At 41.7% G+C, this 21018-nt stretch carries 16 protein-coding genes; 3 read left to right on the top strand and 13 right to left on the bottom strand.

The genetic code is table 11. The features are described 5' to 3' along the window. Positions 1-149: 149 nt before the first annotated feature. From NPA36_RS09585 to NPA36_RS09575, 3 genes are all read right to left on the bottom strand, one after another. Positions 150-2585 (bottom strand): peptidoglycan recognition protein family protein, encoded by a 2436-nt coding sequence (locus NPA36_RS09585; RefSeq protein ID WP_256945906.1) that lies wholly within the window; start codon positions 2583-2585, stop codon positions 150-152. A gap of 130 nt (positions 2586-2715) precedes the next feature. After that, the gene (locus NPA36_RS09580) at positions 2716-3903 is read right to left on the bottom strand and encodes a sensor histidine kinase (protein WP_256945905.1); all 1188 of its coding nucleotides are present in this window, start codon (positions 3901-3903) and stop codon (positions 2716-2718) included. Continuing rightward, on the bottom strand, positions 3896-4585 hold the full coding sequence (locus NPA36_RS09575) for a response regulator transcription factor (protein WP_256945904.1): 690 nt from the start codon (positions 4583-4585) through the stop codon (positions 3896-3898). The genes NPA36_RS09580 and NPA36_RS09575 overlap by 8 nt, the downstream gene beginning before the upstream one ends. Before the next feature lie 438 nt (positions 4586-5023). On the opposite strand from NPA36_RS09575, the gene guaB reads away from it, so the two are divergent. After that, on the top strand, positions 5024-6502 hold the full coding sequence (gene guaB, locus NPA36_RS09570) for an IMP dehydrogenase (protein ID WP_256945903.1): 1479 nt from the start codon (positions 5024-5026) through the stop codon (positions 6500-6502). A gap of 1235 nt (positions 6503-7737) precedes the next feature. On the opposite strand, the gene NPA36_RS09565 is transcribed toward guaB, so the two are convergent. The 10 genes from NPA36_RS09565 to rsmG all read right to left on the bottom strand — a co-directional run bounded on the left by NPA36_RS09565 (position 7738) and on the right by rsmG (position 18588). After that, the gene (locus NPA36_RS09565; RefSeq protein WP_256945902.1) at positions 7738-9570 is read right to left on the bottom strand and encodes a DUF2207 domain-containing protein; all 1833 of its coding nucleotides are present in this window, start codon (positions 9568-9570) and stop codon (positions 7738-7740) included. A gap of 27 nt (positions 9571-9597) precedes the next feature. Further along, positions 9598-10284, bottom strand: a complete 687-nt coding sequence (locus tag NPA36_RS09560) for a DUF1129 domain-containing protein (RefSeq protein WP_256945901.1) — start codon at positions 10282-10284, stop codon at positions 9598-9600. A 40-nt stretch (positions 10285-10324) separates the two neighbouring features. Further along, positions 10325-11425: a redox-regulated ATPase YchF gene (gene ychF / locus NPA36_RS09555; protein WP_256945900.1), complete on the bottom strand. Its 1101-nt coding sequence runs from the start codon at positions 11423-11425 to the stop codon at positions 10325-10327. 76 nt (positions 11426-11501) lie between these two features. Then, positions 11502-11705: a DUF951 domain-containing protein gene (locus NPA36_RS09550; protein WP_256945899.1), complete on the bottom strand. Its 204-nt coding sequence runs from the start codon at positions 11703-11705 to the stop codon at positions 11502-11504. A gap of 484 nt (positions 11706-12189) precedes the next feature. Further along, the gene (locus tag NPA36_RS09545) at positions 12190-13086 is read right to left on the bottom strand and encodes a ParB/RepB/Spo0J family partition protein (RefSeq protein WP_256945898.1); all 897 of its coding nucleotides are present in this window, start codon (positions 13084-13086) and stop codon (positions 12190-12192) included. Next, complete coding sequence (locus NPA36_RS09540) at positions 13079-13840, bottom strand: ParA family protein (protein ID WP_256945897.1); 762 nt, start codon at positions 13838-13840, stop codon at positions 13079-13081. Before NPA36_RS09540 ends, NPA36_RS09545 begins: the two co-directional genes overlap by 8 nt. A 1124-nt stretch (positions 13841-14964) precedes the next feature. Then, positions 14965-15738, bottom strand: a complete 774-nt coding sequence (locus NPA36_RS09535) for an ABC transporter permease (protein ID WP_256945896.1) — start codon at positions 15736-15738, stop codon at positions 14965-14967. Continuing rightward, the gene (locus NPA36_RS09530) at positions 15738-16496 is read right to left on the bottom strand and encodes an ABC-2 family transporter protein (RefSeq protein WP_256945923.1); all 759 of its coding nucleotides are present in this window, start codon (positions 16494-16496) and stop codon (positions 15738-15740) included. The genes NPA36_RS09535 and NPA36_RS09530 overlap by 1 nt, the downstream gene beginning before the upstream one ends. A 17-nt stretch (positions 16497-16513) precedes the next feature. Continuing rightward, positions 16514-17479 (bottom strand): ABC transporter ATP-binding protein, encoded by a 966-nt coding sequence (locus NPA36_RS09525; RefSeq protein ID WP_256945895.1) that lies wholly within the window; start codon positions 17477-17479, stop codon positions 16514-16516. A 389-nt stretch (positions 17480-17868) separates the two neighbouring features. Beyond that, entirely contained in the window at positions 17869-18588 is a 720-nt protein-coding gene (gene rsmG, locus NPA36_RS09520) for a 16S rRNA (guanine(527)-N(7))-methyltransferase RsmG (protein ID WP_256945894.1), read from the bottom strand. A gap of 497 nt (positions 18589-19085) precedes the next feature. Here rsmG and NPA36_RS09515 point away from each other — a divergent pair, with 497 nt between their 5' ends. Both NPA36_RS09515 and NPA36_RS09510 read left to right on the top strand, forming a co-directional pair. After that, complete coding sequence (locus NPA36_RS09515) at positions 19086-19256, top strand: hypothetical protein (RefSeq protein WP_256945893.1); 171 nt, start codon at positions 19086-19088, stop codon at positions 19254-19256. Further along, positions 19256-20152 carry a polyprenyl synthetase family protein gene (locus NPA36_RS09510; protein ID WP_256945892.1) on the top strand — a complete coding sequence of 299 codons (897 nt, stop codon included), beginning with the start codon at positions 19256-19258 and terminating at the stop codon, positions 20150-20152. Before NPA36_RS09515 ends, NPA36_RS09510 begins: the two co-directional genes overlap by 1 nt. Positions 20153-21018 lie beyond the last annotated feature (866 nt).

The following is a 21018-nucleotide window of genomic DNA, read 5'->3' as shown; positions in this document are numbered from 1 at the left end:
TATTTCAAGTTTCATCGTTGACTTAGACTTTAGCTCACTGTTTACAAAGAAACATAAAAACATTTAATGAAATTTAACATCTACCTAGTTAAATTCATAATCTTATATCTTCCGTTAACTCAAACAAAAATATATCATATGAAGAAAAATCAAATGAAACCAAGCAACAATTTACCTACAAGAGGTGCACCACCAGTAAAAATATATAAAATAATGATTATTATAGTTAATATTAAAATATAAGCCGGATTATCAGTCAAAAATTTTATTTTAGATAAAACTGCATCTACCACAGGATCAACCATATTCCTAATAAAGTTTACAAAATCATTATTTTTAATCGTAACTATCTCAACTACGGTTTGTGCATCGAGAACTTTTCCAAAAAAAGTATTATCATCAACTATAAATTTTAGTTTTAACACTGATGACACGGGATTTCCATTCGGTATTGGAATTGACTTATAAATTAGAGAATAACTAAACATCATCTTATTATTCTCTAGACCTATTCCGACTCTTTGATCAATATTAGTCTTTCCACCTAGTGCTTTTATAATATCTTCACTACCCAAACTCGACTCAAATGATATCTGATTATCCTTCAACATCTGTCTAACCTTACCAAAAATAGTCTCTAATTCTCCTTTAGTTTGCGAAATATTAACACTGTAATACTCTGACATATCACTTCCATTATCCATCGATAGGGATGCTTTCATGATAATATTCGGTGCCACTGTCACAACATAGTCCGTCTCAAATAAGTCTACATTAATCGGAATTCGCTTGGCAAAAAACTCCGCTGCCTTATTCAATTCGCCATTAATATAATTAACAATCTGCTGTTTTATTTGACTAAGAGTTGGTGCGGGCTTCACAGGAGTTACATTAGTAACATCAGGACTCTTTATTCTTGTACTGACAGCTGTTCGAATTGTTTCAAGGCGGTTAGTCTGTTGATAGAAATAATTCCCTGGACAGGTTGTACTGTTGTGATCACGATGACCTGTAATTCTATTTGGTGCAATATTATATTTTTTACATAAATACGCAGTCAGATTTACTAAAGATTTTTGTTGTGCAACTGTCGGTAAAGTACCACTAAAGTCTCCTAGCAAGCAAACACCAATAGATAATTCATTATAGAATACACCATCTTGGTAACGGCTTGTGTGTGCTCCGATATAGTTAATTCCACGACCTTCATAGATTGTACCAGTTGGACCAATACAGTAATGATACCCTACATCGCCTCCAATTGCACTATTCGATTGATGGTAATTTTGAATAGACCTCATATAGCCAATTTCACTTGAGCCGTATCCCGCAGAATGGTGAATAATTACCCGATTTAGTTTATTAATGTCTCGAGTCCCATCCATTCCTCTAAAGTCATAAGGTTTAGCTCCCCAGAATGAGCGCGGTTTAATATCGATAACACCACTTCCTTGATCTCCATTTAGATACAAGCCTGAGCCACTACCGCCAATCGAACTTTGGGCAGTATCACCCGTTGCATAGGTAGGGGAAGCCGTAAAGGTACTATCGTTATCTCCTGCCCAGATGGCTACTCGTCCATAGTTCTCGGTTTGGATAATGTAAATATCTTTTGCTGGATTTCCTAAGATAGCATAGGACAAACCACCAAATTGAGCTGGGGCCAACGTACCAATAGCACTCGCACTAGTATATGGACCAGACTGTGCATAGACTCTCCATGATGGGATTGGTTTTAAATTGACAAACTTAATCGTAGGACTTCCTTCTAGTTGTCCGCCAGCACTACTTCCTTCTTTGTATACAGGAGAACTTGAAAACGTACTATCACTATCTCCAGCCCAGATAGCTACTCGTCCATAACTTTCTGTTTGAATAATATAAATATCTTTTGTTGGATTACCTAAAATAGCATAGGATAAACCACCGAATTGAGCTGGGGCTAGGCTACCAACTGCATTAGCCGTTGTGTAAGGACCGTCTACTGCATAGACTCTCCATGATGGAATTGGTTTTAAATTCAAGTATTTACCGCTAGAAACGGTAGGTTTAACTGAACCTGTGTTATAGTTCCCTTCTTGATACATAGGAGTCAAGGTTAAGCTAGCATCTTCATCTCGATAGATGGCTACTTGTCCATAACTCTCTGTTTGAATAATATAAAAATCCTTTTGGATACCTGATGTTATAATCTTATAAGACAAACCTCCGTACTGCGATGGGTTTAATCGTCCTACAACTGTTGAATCTGTGTAAGGACCTTTTGGTTTATAAACTCTCCAGCTGGTGACATTAGGATGCAGATTAATAAAATACCAGTCTACCCCAACAGAAGTTTGAGGACCATTATTATCCTTATAAGCTGGCCGGCTTGTAAACGTACTATCACTATCTCCCGCCCAGATGGCTACTGCTCCATAAGACTCTGTTTGAATAATATAAATATGGTTTCCTTTTTCTTCTAGAATTTTATAAGATAAACCGCCGAATTGGCTCGGTGCTAAAGTTCCGATAGCAGCGTTAGTTGTATAAGGCCCTCCTACAGCATAAATTCTCCAATACGAATTAACTTGTCCATTATTCAACCTCCATTACAAAAATATCGAACACTTGTTCTATTTTAGGTTAAAAAAACTGCCAAGCCCTTACGACTCAGCAGCAAGTGATCTCTTTATATTTTAGAACATACGTTCCTGTATTTCAAGACTTGTTTTTTTATTTCTTAGCTGGTATCGCCAAATGGTTATCCGATGGCAGGCACACGATAAAGCTAGTCAATCCGTCTTGTGACTCGGCATAGATAATGCCTCCGTGCATGCGGACGATGTTTTCTGAGATGGCTAATCCTAGTCCTGTTCCTCCTGTTTCTTTGGAGCGGGATTCTTCTAGGCGGTAGAAGCGGTGGAAGAGTCGTCTGAGGACTTCTGGTGGGATAGTGTCGCCGTAGTTGCTGACGTTTATCTTGATGATGCCCTCTTCTTCTTGGGCTTCGATACTAATATTACGACCTTTTTGTCCGTATTTGATGGCATTAGATAGGAGGTTATTGATCACCCGCACCATCTTTTCGGCATCTATTTCTAGGATAATGTTGGGGTCGATGGGCTGAACTTCGATAGTCATTTCTTTCTTTTGGGCTTCTAACTCGAAGTTGGCAGCGATTTGCTCTAGGAAGTTTCCGATTGGGATCTCACTTAGACGCAGAGGGACTCCGTTAGGGCGCATGGTGGTGTACTCGAAGAGGTTATCGACTAGGGTTTTCATCTGCTGTGCCTTGTTGAAGGCGATGGTTGCGTAGCGTTTGGCGTCATCATCGACTTGGTAAGGGCCGTTGGTGACTAGTCCGAGGTAGCCAATAATGGAGGTGAGCGGTGTCCGAATGTCGTGGGAGACATTGGTGATGAGCTCGTCCTTGGATTTTTCGATGCGCCGTTCTTCTTCCATGGCTGCCACGGTGGAGTCTACCAAGCGGTTAATACTGGTGACTACTTTTCCCATATCGCCTCCTAGGTGGAAAGGGATACGCATGGGGTAGTTCCCATTTGCAATCTTATGCAGTTCGTCTAGGACGTGATAGAGTTGCATCTGGCGGTAGCGTCTGATTAGGCGCCAATAGGTGAAGGCGATGGCAAAGGCGGCAGCTAGCCAGGTGTAGATAGTTTTGTAGAACTCGACGGACTCGGGTTGGATGTTCCAAGTTTCTCTGAGGCTGTCGCTGGAGGTTTGTAGGAGGAAGGGTGAATCCAGCATGGTATCTAGGATGAACCAGACCCCCAAGTAGAGAATAAAGACGATGGTTAGGGTGATAAAGCCCTCTAAGACCAGTTCGCCGTATTCTCTGGGACTGAGTTTTAGCATTTCTGTCGTGTCAGTTTCCTTTTTTCTTGCTTGCGTCTTAGGCATCAATCTTATAGCCAACTCCCCATACGGTTTCGATAACCTTGTCGCCACCAGTAGCCTCACCAATCTTATCACGCAAATGGCTAACGTGAACCATAACGGTCTTGGTGGACACAATGCTTTCCTGCTGCCAAACGGTCTCAAAAATCTCATCGGCACTATAAACACGGTTTGGGTGACTAGCCAAGAGGTGCAGGATACCAAATTCTAGAACGGTTAATTGGATTTCTTTTCCGGTAACCGTTAAAACTTGGTGGGAATCTTTCTTGATGATAAGTGGGCCAACTTCAATTTCCTCGGCTGTCGTTTCTTCTTGTTTAATGGTCGAACGGCGGATTAAGGATTTGACGCGGGCTACGATTTCCAAGGGGTTGAAGGGTTTGGTGACATAGTCGTCCGCACCGGTTGTTAGTCCTTGGATTTTATCCATGTCGGTGGATTTAGCACTCAACATAAGGATAGGCAACTGTTGGTTTTCTTTGCGGATTTCGTGGACGACGGAGATTCCATCTAAGCGAGGCATCATAATGTCCAGAATAATCAATCCGATATCTTCATATTGGCGCACCTTTTCAAGGGCTTGCTTGCCATCATAGGCTTTGACAATCTCATAGCCTTCATTCTTCAGGTAAATGGTTAACAGTTCTACAATTTCGCGGTCGTCATCGACAACTAATACTTTCATATAGCTCCCTACTTTCTCTTTTTCATTTCTCCATTATCATAGCAGAAGTAGGCAAACAGTCCACTTCTTTGCTTAATTCTTGAAAATTACTTAACTTTTAGGTGTTTCTAAGGCACAAAAGAGTTTTGCGAAAACCTTATCAGAAATGAGAACGGTGGCACCGCCGTGAGCCTTGGTCTCACGGCTTAGCTGTCTACGTGGCTGTAATCGGCTGAAGCCGAAACATCCACTGTGCATCAGCTATGCTTTGCACCGTTATTTCTGCCCACCTTGCCCAAAAACTCTTTTGTCAAGTTACTTTGACAACTTATTTCCTATAAGATAGTCATTTCTCTGTCACTAGATTAGAATTTCACTAGAAATGGGTCTTGTCCCTTGATTTTTGGTGATTTCGTGGTATGCTAGTGGATAAAAATATAAATCTAAGGAGGTTGTCACATGTCCCATTGGAATACCAAATTCCAAAAAGAAGGCTTCACATTTGACGATGTATTACTAATTCCAGCAGAAAGTCACGTCCTACCAAATGATGTTGATTTACACGTTCAATTGGCTGAAAATATCCGGTTAAATATCCCGATTATGTCCGCTAGTATGGATACCGTTACGGATTCGACTATGGCGATTGCGCTGGCTCGTCAGGGTGGTTTGGGCGTTATTCATAAGAATATGAGCATTCAAGAACAGGCTGAAGAAGTCCATAAGGTGAAACGTTCTGAGAGCGGCGTTATTATCAATCCATTTTTCCTAACCCCTGAGCACTTGGTTCAAGACGCCGAAGACTTGATGTCGCGCTACCGTATCAGTGGCGTTCCTATCGTTGAAACCATGGAAAACCGCCTCCTAGTTGGCATCCTGACCAATAGAGACTTGCGTTTTATTTCGGATTACAATATCCCAATCTCAAGCGTTATGACCAAAGAAAACTTGGTGACAGCACCGGTTGGCACGTCCTTGAAAGAGGCGGAAGCTGCTTTGCAACAACACAAGATTGAAAAATTACCGCTAGTTGACGCAGAAGGTCGTTTGGCTGGCTTGATTACCATTAAGGATATTGAAAAAGTGATCGAGTTCCCTAATTCTGCCAAAGATGAGCATGGTCGCCTGCTAGTTGCAGCGGCTGTCGGCATTACTTCCGATACATTTGAACGGGCCAGCGCTCTTTTAGAAGCTGGAGTTGATGCTATCGTTATCGATACTGCTCATGGACATAGTGCCGGCGTTATTCGTAAGATCAAGGAAATCCGCCAACAGTTCCCTCAAGCAACCCTAATCGCTGGAAATGTGGCGACTGGTGAAGCAACTCGTGCCTTATTTGAAGTTGGCGTTGACGTGGTCAAAGTTGGTATCGGACCAGGTTCTATCTGTACCACTCGTGTCGTAGCTGGTGTCGGTGTTCCTCAGATTACCGCCATTTATGATGCGGCAAGTGTGGCTCGTGAGTTTGGCAAGGCCATCATTGCGGACGGCGGAATCAAGTATTCTGGCGATATCGTTAAGGCATTAGCAGCTGGTGGACATGTGGTGATGCTAGGAAGTATGCTGGCTGGAACCGATGAATCTCCGGGCGAGTTCGAGATTTTCCAAGGACGCCGCTTCAAAACCTACCGTGGCATGGGCAGCCTAGCCGCTATGGAAAAAGGCTCAAGCGACCGTTATTTCCAATCCAAAAACGAAGCCAACAAGATGGTCCCTGAAGGAATCGAAGGCCGCGTTGCCTACAAAGGAAGCGCCCAAGACATCATCTTCCAAATGATTGGTGGCCTGCGTTCCGGTATGGGCTATGTCGGCGCCGCTAACCTAGAAGACCTCCGTGAAAACGCACAGTTCATCCGCATGACCGGTGCCGGATTAAGAGAATCCCACCCACATGACGTGCAAATTACTAAGGAAGCGCCGAACTATTCGATTTCTTAAGCTATATGAATCGAGTTTGAGAAAAAGTCCTTATCAATAGCATTTTTTCTAAATCACAAAAGAATTCCCGAAACACTTTATCAGAAAGCAAAATAGTGGCCCCGCTATTTCTGATAGATGTTTCGGGAATTTTTTATTTTGTCATACTAAGGACTTTTTGCTCTGACTTGGCTCCTTTTGGTAAATATAAGCTCTTTGTAAGGTGATTATGAGAAAAGGAGCCGTTTTTGACTTGCTAACGAGGAATAAAGTACTTTTATTCCTCGTTAGGTACTTGATTTTGAGTAATTTTCTCATTATTCACTAGTAAAAGAACCTTTTTTAGAGGGATACGGTCTGTTTTGAGTGTGTTTATGAGAAAAGGAAACATTTTTGGCTCTCTAACGAGGAATAAAAGTGATTTATTCCTCGTTAGAGGATTGATTTTGGGTAGTTTTCTCATAATTCGTTAGTAAATGGGCTCTTTTTAGTGGTATATGGTCTGTTTTGAGTGTGTTTATGAGAAAAAGAAACGTTTTTGGCACTCTAACGAGGAATAAAAGTGATTTATTCCTCGTTAGATGCATGATTTTGAGTAGTTTTCTCATAATTCGTTAGTAAATGGGCTCTTTTTAGTGCTTTATTGCCTATTTTGAAGTCGATTATGAGAAAAGGAAGCATTTTTAGCTCTCTAACGAGGAATAAAAGTCGTTTATTCCTCGTTAGAGCTCTGTTTTCAAGTGTCTTTCTCATAATTACTCATTGTTTGAGCTCTTTCTTATGGCTTTTTTGCTATTTTTTGATGGATTTTGAGAAAAGGAACTAGTTTTGGCTCTTAACTGGGAATGGAACGCCTCTAATCCTAAGCATTAACGTGTTGGCAGCTCTTTTTCTCATAATCCCTCCTTCATAAAGTCTTTTAAGGGCTTAGACCGTTTAAAAGGAAACGAATTATGAGAAAACTTTACCTTGTTGAGAAGTTTCCGAGGGATTGGGCAAAAAGTCCAAAAGGTAACCAAATAAAAGAGTTCCCCAGAAATCTATCCGAAATAACGGTGTTACAGCATAGCTGACGCACAGTGGATGTTTCGGCTTCAGCCGATTTACAGCCACGTAGACAGCTAAGCCAGTGAGACATAGGCTCATGGCGGTGCCACCGTTTCCATTTCTGATAGATTTCTGGGGAACTCTTTTATGATTTAGAAATTTTTTATTTTATTACAGACTTTTTGCTCAGCCCTTTTCCTACGTTTTATCTAGAAGCCGCCGCCACCTGAACCGCCGCCTGAACCGCCTGATGAGCCACCACTGAAGCCACCGCCATGACCACCGCTATTAGCGGGGTGAGCTATGGCGTCTGCTCTGGAGTAGGCTTTGCTAAAGTTAGAATTCAAAAGCGTGTAGTAAGAGGCCATTTGCCAGCCGTTGGTTTGAGAGTAGAAGGCACTGTCTTTTAGGAGGTCTGGGATGAGTTTTCCTAGCGCCTTAATGACCTTGTCAGCCAAGCCCATGGAGATGGCGTAGACCAAAATGTGGTCCCAGATAATAATCGATGGCACTTCTGCCAGGTCGATGTTGGAGATGTCCTTGAGCATCTGTTTAAAGGCTTGCCATTTGCGGAAGTCGTATTCTGCTGCAATGGTACGATTGTTTACACCAACAGAACTTAGTGTCATGGTCGCGATAAATCCGACTATTGCGAGACCCAAAACGATAAAGCTTTGTAGACTGAATCGGGTAAGGAAGAGAAGTCCTATCGATAACCCCAAGATGACAAAGCTAATGATAATCGCTATAAAGACTAATGGATCACTCTTAACAGGCTTTCCGACTCTGTTTTGATAGTCTACGCTTTGCATGATTACTCTTGATTTCCATCTTTCGATTTCATTGACATAGGTTTTGGCATGCGTTTTAGCATAGCCTTGCAAATCTTTCAGCACTAACTGGTGTCCGTCACCAACTGTTCCCATCAAGAAATTCATAAGGAACAATTCATGCTCTAACAAAGGGACCTTGTCATTTTTCACGGTTATGGTGTAGGGTTCACCGTCTGATATGGATAAAGCTCCTTTACGAACGAGGTCCATGATGGTGGCGCTGATATCATCTGTATCCGGGTAGCTCCCGTAGATGGCATAGGTCATGACAGCAGGCGATAGGTCCTCAGGGATTTCGAATAAATGGTCTGGGACATAGGGCACACTGGAAAGGCGCTCTTTACTGGCCTTGAGTCCTTTGACATAGGCTAGCACCATAGAAAATCCTAGTGGAATCAGGCCTATAAAGCCCAACATATTATAGATGTTAATGCGTTTGGCAACTGCTGCAGCATCTTCTTCTTTTTTAATAATCAAGTCCTCTTCTGCAGCAATAATCTCTTCTTTGGCATTTCGATTTACGACATTGGTGTTGGCTGGGGTTAAGCTAGTCGGAAAAATGACGTGGGCTTCAACAAAGTCGCCCGCATAATTAGTGGGAACGGTCAAAGTGACTGAGGAATAGTCCTGCCCAATCTCGACCAGACCCGTTTCATTTCCATGTCCCCAAGCCCGCAAGCTGTCATAATCCGCCTTACCCGGCAGGTGCAAAGTGAAACGAACATTGGATTGGTTAATCTCCCAAGCAGTTCCGACAACCTTACGATTAAACTCCGCCGTATCTAAGTAGTTGATGATAAAAGACGGCAAGGTATAGCTAAACTTGACCGTGATACTAGATTCTTCAAATGGATGGTAAATCTTGTAGCTGAGCTGGTCATTATTTTGGGTCAGCTCATAGGTGTTCTTGTCACCACTGGTGGACTCCGTTAATGCTTCTTCTTGCCCATTGACAAAGAGGGATACCGCCACATTGGTTGGTTGATTCACTTGAGAAATATCCAGATTGTAGTAGACACCATTATAGTCGCTGTTCGCTTCAAAGGTAACCTGCTCAACAAAGTCAACGTCACCATTTTCCTTGACGGTTGCGTCTACGGTGTAGTCACCGATATTAAGATCAGCGTAAACCGAGCTGGCGGTGACCACGTTCAAGGTGATGAATCCCAATAGAAATCCTAACATCATTATCCATCTATTTTTTTTCATAGCTCAAACTCCCTTTCACAACTGTGTCTAGAATAGAGTTCCTGTAATGTTCAATGTTCTTCTTAGGTACCATCTGAGTCCAAATGAGGCTGCACCGATAACGAGGTAGACTGGTGACGCTAGGCTGATATTGATGTTAGCTGGGACGGCTGTTTGTGAGCCAATTACGACAATAAGCCAGACAAGCATAGCCGCAATGCTGACTCCGAAATAGCGCCAATACCCTCTTTGGCCTTTTGGTTTGGAGTAGTCAGGCATGTATTTGGATAATAGAAGTAGAATCCCACCACCAATAATAAAGTTGATGATTAGGGTCACGATGCCCATTCCTTGAGCTTGTGCTGGGTTTAAGTAACCTGACACCCCTGACATCAAGGCGAAAATGGCTCCCAACAAGAGAGATCCGTCTAGCCAGATTAAGGCGTCTGAAGAGCGACCATTGTTGGCTTTTGCTTTGCCATTCATGATGTCGTCAGCCTTTTGAGAAACAGTGCCAAATAATTGGCGTGCCGTTACTCCTGATTTTTGCTGGCTGACAATCTCTGGCAACATGCTAGCATAGGCTTTTTCTCTTTCAAGCTCCCCATAGTTAGAGGCCCGCAAGACCCGGTCCAACTGCATGATGTATTGTTCGTTTTTATTGGTTAGTTGCGCTTTTAATGCGTCATTTTCTTTCTTTAAATCCTCTAGTGATAGCTGATTTTGATTTGCCACGGTTATTCCTCCTAATGAGTTTTACAAACTTGCTTGACGTCTATACGTTGAATCTGAAGAGCATAACATCGCCGTCTTGGACGATATATTCCTTGCCTTCTTGGCGAACTTTTCCGTTTTCCTTAGCGGCTAACATACTGCCGTAGTTCAAAAGGTCATCATAGGCAACCGTTTCGGCACGGATGAAGCCTCGTTCAAAGTCAGAATGGATAATCCCAGCTGCTTGTGGAGCTTTCATACCTTGACGGAAGGTCCAAGCCCGAACTTCTTGCTCACCAGCTGTAAAGTAGGTCGCCAAGCCTAGTAGGTAATAAGCTTTTTGAATCAGGATATCCAATCCAGATTGGGCAATCCCCATTTCCTCTAGGAAGGCTTGCTTCTCGTCCTCTTCTAGTTCCGCCACTTCCTCTTCCACACGCGCACAAATGGTCACCACTTCCGCATTTTCACTGGCAGCAAATTCTTCCACCGCCTTGACATGGTCGTTGGTGCCGCCGTTCATAACATCATCCTCGGAAATGTTGGCGATGTAGAGAACAGGCTTAGTGGTTAGGAGGAATAAACTTTTGACGATAGGCAGCTCGTCTTCGCTGAATTCGATGGAACGAGCAGATTTGCCCTCTTCTAAAACGGGTTTAATCTTTTCCATCACTTCCAATTCCGCAAGAGCATCCTTGTCCTTGGTGCGGGCAATCTTTGCTACTCTGGCGATACGTTTGTCGATAGATTCCAAGTCAGCCAGAACTAGCTCTAGGTTGATGGTTTCAATATCGGCGATTGGGTCCACATTGCCGCTAACGTGGGTAATGTTTTCATCTTCAAAACAACGAACCACATGACAAATGGCATCCACTTCACGGATATGGCTGAGGAACTTATTCCCCAGTCCTTCACCACGGCTTGCCCCTTTGACGATACCAGCTATGTCGGTAAATTCAAAGGTAGTCGGAACTGTTTTTTTCGGTTTAACCAATTCGGTTAGTTTTTGGAGACGTTGGTCGGGAACTTCCACGACTCCCACGTTTGGGTCGATGGTTGCGAAAGGATAGTTTGCTGCTTCCACTCCCGCTTTGGTAATTGCGTTAAATAAGGTCGACTTTCCTACGTTTGGTAAGCCTACAATTCCTGCTGTTAATGCCATGTTTTCTTCACACTCTTTCTTGGTTTCTGGTTAGCTTTTGGTTACTTTTATTTATGTACTGCTAGTTATGTGCTGCTTACTGGTCAGCTTCATGTTTATGGGTGATTTTTTTCATCTTGCGTTCAAATTCTCGTCGTGGCATGAGAACCATTTGGCCACAGTTTTGGCATTTGATACGGATATCCATGCCCATTCGGATGATCTGCCATGAGTTTGTTTGGCACGCATGTGGTTTTTTCATCTCCACGATGTCGTTTAGGTCATAGTTTTGCACTGCCATGTTTTGTCCTCCTTGTGGGTGGTGAAATGGTGTTGCTTACTTATTAGGGAGAGCCCCACCCCAGCTGCCCCACGGTAGAATGGTGGCACCACCGTAAGCCTTGGTCTTCCGGCTTAGCTGTCTACGTGGCTGTAAATCGGCTATGCTTTGCACCGTTCTACCGTGGGGCAGCTGGGGTAGGGCTCTCTGGTGCTTGGTATAGGTTAGAGATTGGGTTCTAACTTTTGTTGTGCTGGGATTGGGTTTTCATACTTTTATAATTAGGTTCAGGAATTTAGATGAATTTTATACAGCCTCTTTGGGGCTTTCGTAAAATTCCCTAAAATTCTGTCACCTCTAGACGCCTTCTCTCACACCTTGTTTAATTTGGTTCGAGTTGGCAGAGGTTCGGAATTTAGATGAATTTTCTACAGCCTCTTTGAGGCTTTCGTAAAATTCCCTAAAATTCTGTCACCTCTAGACGCCTTCTCTCACACCTTGTTTCTTAGATTTCTATTTCCAGCTCGTCTAATATTCTTGTTAGATCTTTTTGGGAGAGGTATTCGATTTCGATTTTGCCTCGTTCGCCTTTTTCTACGATTTGTACGGAGGTGCCGAATTTGTCCATGAGACGTTCTTCGGATTCTGTGATGTAGAGTGGTTTGGCGGGTTTTGTTTTTTTGGTTTTTTCTTTTTTAACGAGGGGTTGGTTGAGGACTTGTACTCGTTCTTCCAAGGCTCTGACTGTCATGCCTTCTTGTACAACTAGTTTGGCTAGTTCGACCATTTGGCGTTCGTCTTTTAAGCCTAGTAAAGTTCGGGCGTGTCCGGAAGACAAGGCCTTTGACTGCACCATTTCCTGGAGGGCTAGGGGCAGGTTCAATAGGCGTAGGTAGTTGGCCACATATGGGCGGCTCTTGCCTACTCGTTCGGCGACTTGTTCTTGGTTTAATTGCAAATGGTCCATCAGCGTTTGATAGGCCATGGCTTCGTCGATAGGGCTGAGGTCTTCTCGTTGCAGGTTCTCGATGACCGCAATCTGAATCATGGTTTCTTCAGCGTAATCTCGGATAATGGCTGGGATGGTTTCCTTACCTGCCAACTTGGAAGCACGCAAACGGCGTTCCCCAGCGATTAATTCATAGCCTTTAATCTTGGATTCCCGCACGATAATGGGCTGGAAAACGCCACTAATGCGGATGGAATCTGCCAATTCTGATAAGCTTTCATCGTTGAAGGTTTTTCTTGGTTGGTAGGGATTGGGTCTGATGTCGTCAATCTTTAATTCTTTGACTTGCTCGTTGGTGACGTCGATTTCTTTGGCTTTGTCGAAGTCTTCAAAGTCCGTGTTAATAAAGAGCGCATCGATGCCACGCCCAAGTCCTTTTGAATGTTTAGCCAATTGCTAGCACCTCTTTTGCCAACTCAATGTAGACTTCCGCCCCTCTTGAGCGTGGATCGTAGTCAACGATAGCCTGCCCATAACTTGGCGCCTCTGATAGTCGTACATTTCGCGGAATAATAGTTTTGTATACTTTTTCGTGGAAATATTTGATAACATCGTCTTTTACTTCTGAACCTAGATTGGTCCGAGCATCGTACATGGTCAAGAGCACGCCCTCGATTTTTAGGCGGGGGTTAAAGTGTTTGCGCACCATGGTGATAGTGTTCATCAACTGAGACAAGCCTTCCAAAGCATAGTACTCGCATTGAACCGGGATCAAAACCGTGTCACTAGCGGTAAATGCGTTCATGGTCAGGTGTCCCAAAGATGGCGGACAATCAATGAAAATGTAATCATAGTCATCCCGCACCAATTCAATGGCTTCTTTGAGTCGTTGCTCACGACGAGGTTGGTTGGTTAATTCAATTTCAGCACCTGCCAATTGGATGGTCGAAGGGACCATCATTAGGTTTTCCCTACTGGTTGGTACAATGACATCTGCTACGGGGGTTCCATTTACCAATACGTCATAAATATCTTTGGTTAGCTCGGCTTTTTGCACGCCCAAGCCACTGGTCGCATTTCCTTGTGGGTCGCTGTCCACGATTAGGACTTTTGACCCCAAGAATGCTAAACAAGCACCCAGACTGACTGTTGTTGTTGTTTTTCCTACGCCACCTTTTTGATTGGCGACTGATATGATTCGGCCCATGATTTTCCTCCAATTAATGTCTTGTCTGCGCACTTTTTCTAATGAAAAATAGGGAATAGACTTTTGCGCCTATTCCCTTACGCATGTCTACAAAATGTGTCCATTTCTCGCTCGTATTTATTGACTCTGTTCTAAGGCTCGACGGTTTATGGTTCGAGCTTATACATGTCCTATTGTAACAAAAAAAAGCTCACTTGAGTAGTGATTATCACTTAAGTGAGCAGGGAAGTGGTTGTGGGCGCTGTCGGAAGGTTGCGATGGCTAAGTTAGTCAGATAATAGCACAGGTTTTGGGGTGGGAAATGGCTATTTGAATGTGCCTAAGTTCTCTTTGAGAGAAGATTATGAGAAAAGTAGTGCGAATTGGGTGGTTTACTGGGAGTAGAACTGCTCTACTCCCAGTAAATAGGCCAGATTAGATAGATTTTCTCATAATTCTACTGATTATCTGACTTTATTAGTAAATTAGATAAGTGTTTTTGCGAATTATGAGAAAAGAAGTACTGATTCAGTGATTTACTGGGAGTAGAACTGCTCTACTCCCAGTAAATATGCTAGATTTGATAGGGTTTCTCATAATTCTACTGATTATCCTGATATATTGGCAATTTGGATAAGTATTCTTACGAATTATGAGAAATGAACTACTTATTCAGTGATTTACTGGGAGTAGAACTGCTCTACTCCCAGTAAATATGCTAGATTTGATAGGGTTTCTCATAATTCGTTTCCTTTTGGACGGGTTGGGCTTTTAAAAAATTCTATAAAGGAAGGATTATGAGAAAACGAGCTGAGTTCTAGTGTCTAACGAGGAATAAAGTGCATTTATTCCTCGTTAGATAGCCAAAACTGGTGCCTTTTCTCATAATCGACTAAAAAACAGGTCGGTTTTGCTTATAAAACAGCCTTTTGGAGCCCAATTATTAGAAAAGCAGGTCTAAACCAACTCTTAACGAGGAATAAAGTGTGTTTATTCCTCGTTAGATAGCCAAAACTGGTGCCTTTTCTCATAATTGACTCGAAAACCAGGTAGACACAAATTCCACTCAAAAATAAGCCTCCAACAGAGAATAAACACACGTTATTCCCTGTTAGAGGCACCATTTTTCACAGTTAGCTTACTGATTAGTTTGCTGACACGTATCTGTCTACGCCTTTGCGCCATACGTAAAGAGCCAAAATGGTTCCTAGGACATCAATTACTAGTAAAAACAGCAGGTTGCCTAGGTAGGCTTGGCCTTTCATGACCAGCACGGGTAGGTTGACCCCTATCATTAGTGGCACGACCCAGGTGAAAATGAAGCGGATTGGGCTTGGGTAGATGACTAGCGGTCGTGAGGCGAAGTCCATGACGTATTCGGGCAAGCCTAGGATGCTGCGGGCTTTTTCTTTCCAGAAGGAGACCGATACGGCCAGCTGATTTAGCAGGAATAGCAGGTAGGTGGCTAGCAAAATGACGACGGCGAAGCTGAGGAGCTGCCACACGGTGAACTCATAAAACTGGAGGAAATAAATCTGTGCCACGAGGGCAACGATTAGGTTCATGAGACTAGGGAAGTCCAGTCGGTAGAGTGCATAAAATAGGAAGGAGTTGACCGGCTTCAAGAGAATATGGTCAAGCTCACCTTCAATAATGGTTTCCGTCAGGTTCTCATGAGAGGCCACGAAAAGCGTTTGGTATAGGAAAGAAATAAAGGAGGCGGTGGACACCAAGAGCAAGTAGTCGTTCCTAGTCCAGCCCATAATGTTGTCCGTGTGCTCGAAAAAGATGATACCGGTGATAACTTCCAATGAAAAGAAGAGGATACCAAACACAAAGGTCAGCAAAGCCGTGTAGCGATCAATCAAAAACTCTTGCAAGCTCTGGCTGTATAATCTTCGCAATAACTTAAAACTCATCAAGCACCCATCCCTTCATATTTTCTAAGCCCTCTGGCAAATGACAGTTTGTAGAGCCCGTAAAACAAGACGCTCCACAAGACAGCATAGAAGAGGTTTTGCGCCACTTCCCCAGTGCTAAGCTCCCCTTGCAGTGCCAAGACGAATTGGTAACCAACTAAGGCAAATGGGTTCTTGCTGATGGCATGGTAAATTTCTTGGGGCAAGAGATTTAGCGGGAAGAATAGTCCGCCTAGTAGGGAGTAGGCTACGGTGATGACGGGGCGTAGCGGCCACATCTGAATCAGCCAAAAGCCTAGGTTGCTGACTAGGGAGATCATGAGGAAGAACATGGCTAGGTTGCAGAAAAATAGCAATAACAATAGAGCCGCATAGGACGCGTTGTAGCCGATAAAAAGAGTTGCCGGAATAATTAAGCAGTAAAACAAGATGGACATGAAGCGTTCGCCCATGTAGCTGGCCAAGGACTCCCCTAAAAAGGAATAGGGTCTCAAAAGATGCATGGTCAGCTTGCCTGAACGAACCAGCGACCCCAGCCGCACCACAATCCCGGGCGAAAAGATGGACATGCCGATATTGACTAGCACAATATAAATCAGCATCTGTGACCGGGTGTAGCTGCCGATCTCCGTGTTGTTAGAGCTGAGGTAGATGGCGTTCCAAGCAAAAAGTGAAAGACTGACACTGAGTAGGCTGTTGAAAAGACGAGTTAGGATATCGAACTTGTAAGATAATTGCACAAAGAATTGCGTGAACATAATGACTAGGTATTTTCTCATAGCTCAGCCCTACTATTGGAAAAAAGTTGGTAGATAATGTCCTCGAAAGATTCCGTTTGGACGTTGATGGAGAGGATATCCTTTGGCTCAAGCTTGGTTTGGAGGCTTAGGTAGTCCTCCTCCTTGATAACGATGCTCTTACCATCTGGGTCCATCTGGCCAAATGGTGCTAAATCTAGGGGAACTTGGTCACGAAAGACCAGCTCAACCAGTTTGGTTTGGTTGTATTTTTCCTTGAGCTCTTCAATGGTGACATCATCCGACACCTGTCCATTTGAAAGGATGATGACCCGCTTGCAGACATCTTCAATGTCCCGCATGTAGTGTGAGGTTAGGACGATGGTTACCTTGTTGGTCGCATTGATTTCTTTGAGGAAAGAGCGAATGGCTTTTTGGCTGGTGATGTCTAAACCGATTGTCGGCTCGTCTAAAAATAGGACTTTTGGTGAATGAATTAAGGCACAGATAATCTCAAACTTAACCCGTTCCCCTAGCGACAGTTTTCTGACAGGGGTATTCAGCTTGCTTTTGACCTGTAGGAGTTCACACATGAGCATTAGTCTATAGTCAAACTCTTCTTGTTGGATGCCATAGATTTCTTTGAGCATCTTCAAGGTTTCATGGGCTGGCAAATCCCATATTAGCTGACTTTTCTGGCCCAGCACTACCCCGATATCCTTAAGAAATGCCTTGTCCTTCTTATAGGGATAATGTCCGTTGCAGGAAATGTCACCTGAAGTTGGCAACAAAATACCTGTCATCATCTTAATGAGAGTCGTTTTTCCAGCACCATTTGGCCCCAGCAGTCCGACAATCTCCCCTTCTGCAATGTCGAAGTTGATATTTTTCAGGGCATCTACGGAGATGACTTTTCGTGAGTAGAAATCACTCAGTGCACCCAAAAAGCCTGCCTTTCGTTCAAAGCTTGAATAGGCGAAGTTGATCTTCTTTAAATGAATCATATAGCACCTCTTTTCTGGTTTGGTTGGTTGATTGTGGAATCACCTCTTTTATAATGACATAAGATGCTGGAAAAGGGAATATTTTATCATATATGAAAAAATATTCGATTCTTATTATCTTTCAATTATACATAACTTTAAACATAACATGACTGTCTAATGTACGGAGCAGTATATCCTGAACCATAGCTTTTTATATCTTGAACGCTCATTTTTGTAAAAAGGTATCCTGAACCATACGTTTTTCACTCCTGAACGTGTAAAAAATGCAAAATTCTCAAAAAAGTATCCTGAAACACCCTATTTTCTGTCCTGAACGTATATAAACACAAATCGACCTCCAAACTTTCTAGCAGTCAGCTATCCGTTTAGGGGTCGATTTTATTTTCTCATAAGGGTTTCTTCAAAGGTATTCCGGGTTTTCTTGGGTATTTTTTAGGGGTTTCTTTGGTTTTGCGGATGTGCAAGATGTGTCTTTGTCCGCCGTCTCCTGGTAGGTCAAAGTCTTGGTCAGTTTCGATTTTTCCACCTAGTGTGGCGATAGCGGCTTTAGCTTCTTCTAGCTCAGTTGGTGTGTGGGCAGCTTTTAGGGCGATGAATTGTCCGCCTTTTTTAACCAATGGCAGGCAGAATTCGCTTAAGACGCTCAATTTGGCAACGGCACGGGCGGTTACTAGGTCGAATTGCCCTCTGAATTGTGGATTTTGCCCAAAGGTTTCGGCACGGGCGTGGTAGGTTTCGACTTGGTCCAGTTCTAGCGCTTCAACTAGATGGTTCAAAAAGGTAATCCGTTTGTTGAGGGAGTCCACGATGGTTACTTGCAGGTTTGGGTAGATGATCTTGAGGGGAATGCTAGGAAAGCCTGCTCCAGAACCCACGTCACAGAGGGTAAGTTGGTTCAGTTCAAGCTCAGGGTTGGTCAATCCTAGGGTTGCTGAGTCGTAAAAATGCTTGAGGTAGACCTCGTTTTGCTCGGTGATGGCGGTTAGGTTCATCTTTTCATTCCACTCCACCAGCAACTTGTAGTAGGTGTCGAACTGCTTCATCTGTTTTTCGCTCAAGGTGATGCCGTGCTCTTCGAGTGCTTGTTTAAATTGTTCTGGGTTCATGTTTGCCTCCTTGTGGGCTTGTTCTATGAATTGTTCTTATAGTAAAAAAGCGCAAGATCTTCTATCCTGCGCGCTGAAATGCTATTTGTATAGTAATCCTATCATGTAAGGCGGGGTGTGTAAAGGGGAATTAGGGTGGTTGTTGGTTCGCTTCTATTTACTCCGAGACTCTAAGGTAGCGGTCGGAAATCAAAGAGGTACCCTGAAATTCTTTGTTTGACTTGGAAATTTTTTACCAACTCTAATCTGCACAATGTACGGATGGTAATCCTAATGTTTATCTGTTACGTTATAAAAATATAAGAGTCCTTATCTATAAGTATAAATTTTTTGTCTATTTTGGTTTTGGTTGTATCTAGGAAGAAGTTATAATGGATTGAAAAAGCTCTCTTGATTTCGATATCAAATAAATCTATACTCAAGATGCTGTATCCATAATTCATGAAATATAATAAAAAGATTTTCCTATTCAAAAAATAAAGAAAGAAGGGTAACTAATGGTTGATGCCACATTATCAGAAGAACAAATTTGGAAATTTATCCTGGCTTTGAAAAATAATATGATATCTTTTGAAGATTTAAAGAAGCAATTATCTAGAAAAGAATATAAAGATATAAAGGAAAGCTTTATACTTTCTAACGGTACTGATGGGCCTTGGAGGAAATAATGGATATTTTTAAATCTACATTGAAAAAAGTAGAAGAGTTAGATTCTCCTCAAATATACATAGATTATCTACTTGCTCTTTTAGAAAAAAAAGAACAATTAGGTTTTCTTTGGGGAGAATTCTATCTACTATTATCTCAAATCTTCTCAAGACAAAAAAATTTGCAAGAAGAATACACACTCGCATCAAATATAGAGCTATTTATGGCTGCTACTGATATTATTGATGATCTTATGGATAAAGATAATCACAGACTAAATGAACTAAGTGCACCAATTCATTTTGGTATAACCTTCGCATTTGACACTCTTTTCTCCTTGACTGATATGATAAAAGGAGAACATGTGAGAAATACCTTTCTCAAAAACGTAAAAGAGAGCCTATATTACCAATATTTTGATATGAACAATACTATTCGTTTTGAACAAAAAGAAGAGTCTTATTTTAATTCTAGCGTGAAAAAATCAATTTTTTTAGTGAATGCCATTGAACAATTAGCACTTAGAGAGGAAAAATTAGTAATCAAAGACTTTGCAAAACATTTTGCAACAGCTAGCCAATTACATAATGATATCAACGATATCATGAATGACACCTCCTATGACTTAATCAATCGAAAAGCTACCTTACCAATTATAAAAGGAATTGAAGCCTATAAAACACATAGAAACAGAGATACATACAAAAAGATTAATTCTTATTTTTTCGAAAATAACAATAGTTTATATGAAGATGTCAGGTTATTAATAATAAATTCTGGCGCTTTAGAGTACTCAAATTACTTAGCAAAACTAAATTACGAAAGAGCATATAACAACCTATACACTTCATATCCTAATTCAACTAAAGAAATAAAGAACTTATCTGACTATCTTAAATTAAGGAGGAACAAATGATACACCATAGGCATATAAGTAGCTTCTTTGTTTTTCTAAATCTAGTATGTTACCTTTTATTTGTAAACTTTTTTTACAATCAAACAATTGAACCTTCTAACGGAAGTATATCAACTCTTTTCTTTATCTTTGCACTACAAGCAGTAGCGACATATGGCAATATTATCGCCAATGGAAAAACTACAATGATATACTTTTCAACTTGTATCTCCACTATTTCATGGATTTTAATACTCTTATTAGTCGATATACCACTAGCTCATATCTTTTCGACAATATTAATGTCTATGTACCCATTATTTATTATTATTTTCTTTTTTAGTCTATTTGAGAAAAAATATTTATCAAAGTACCGTTTTTTTCTTTTAATACAATTCTTTATAGGTATCATGGATATTTTAATTTATTTTTTTCTACGTACCCCATCCTATTACACACTCTCTTTTCTTGCTTGTTACATTTGTTGTTTTGTTCTTTGCTTCCTTATTTACCATAAAAACTTTAAAGATTCACGATTCAGAAAAAATGCACGTGTATTACTTCTAAGCTTTGTCGGTGGATTTAGTCCTTTTCTACTCTTTCATATATTCCCCACCTATATTCTAGGATTAGAAGGTTTTAAACATTTTTACTGGACTCTCTATTTACTGCTAATTTTTCCAATTACAGCGTTAATTTTATTTGAAAAATTTGAAACAACACCGAAAAATCACCTTGTTTTCACAATTTTTTCTAATATTAGTCTAAAACTTGAAACATAAAAAAGCGTGTCTAACCCTTGATATACCTAACTTTTACGCCATAAAAATAGCATGAACCTCTCCAAATTGGTAAAATAGAGTTATCAAAAAACCATCTACCAAGGA

Source organism: Granulicatella seriolae, from assembly GCF_024543085.1.
Taxonomy (GTDB): domain Bacteria; phylum Bacillota; class Bacilli; order Lactobacillales; family Aerococcaceae; genus Granulicatella; species Granulicatella seriolae.
Note: the sequence above shows the minus strand (reverse complement) of the source record. Positions and strands in the feature narration are given on the sequence as shown.

Bases quoted from the DNA above. Each gene is read 5' to 3' on its own strand.
- NPA36_RS09580 (WP_256945905.1), bottom strand. From the start codon at position 3,903: ATGCCTAAGACGCAAGCAAGAAAAAAGGAAACTGACACGACAGAAATG.
- NPA36_RS09575 (WP_256945904.1), bottom strand. From the start codon at position 4,585: ATGAAAGTATTAGTTGTCGATGACGACCGCGAAATTGTAGAACTGTTA.
- guaB (WP_256945903.1), top strand. From the start codon at position 5,024: ATGTCCCATTGGAATACCAAATTCCAAAAAGAAGGCTTCACATTTGAC.
- NPA36_RS09565 (WP_256945902.1), bottom strand. From the start codon at position 9,570: ATGAAAAAAAATAGATGGATAATGATGTTAGGATTTCTATTGGGATTC.
- ychF (WP_256945900.1), bottom strand. From the start codon at position 11,425: ATGGCATTAACAGCAGGAATTGTAGGCTTACCAAACGTAGGAAAGTCG.
- NPA36_RS09550 (WP_256945899.1), bottom strand. From the start codon at position 11,705: ATGGCAGTGCAAAACTATGACCTAAACGACATCGTGGAGATGAAAAAA.
- NPA36_RS09540 (WP_256945897.1), bottom strand. From the start codon at position 13,840: ATGGGCCGAATCATATCAGTCGCCAATCAAAAAGGTGGCGTAGGAAAA.
- NPA36_RS09535 (WP_256945896.1), bottom strand. From the start codon at position 15,738: ATGAGTTTTAAGTTATTGCGAAGATTATACAGCCAGAGCTTGCAAGAG.
- NPA36_RS09530 (WP_256945923.1), bottom strand. From the start codon at position 16,496: ATGTTCACGCAATTCTTTGTGCAATTATCTTACAAGTTCGATATCCTA.
- NPA36_RS09525 (WP_256945895.1), bottom strand. From the start codon at position 17,479: ATGATTCATTTAAAGAAGATCAACTTCGCCTATTCAAGCTTTGAACGA.
- rsmG (WP_256945894.1), bottom strand. From the start codon at position 18,588: ATGAACCCAGAACAATTTAAACAAGCACTCGAAGAGCACGGCATCACC.
- NPA36_RS09515 (WP_256945893.1), top strand. From the start codon at position 19,086: ATGGTTGATGCCACATTATCAGAAGAACAAATTTGGAAATTTATCCTG.
- NPA36_RS09510 (WP_256945892.1), top strand. From the start codon at position 19,256: ATGGATATTTTTAAATCTACATTGAAAAAAGTAGAAGAGTTAGATTCT.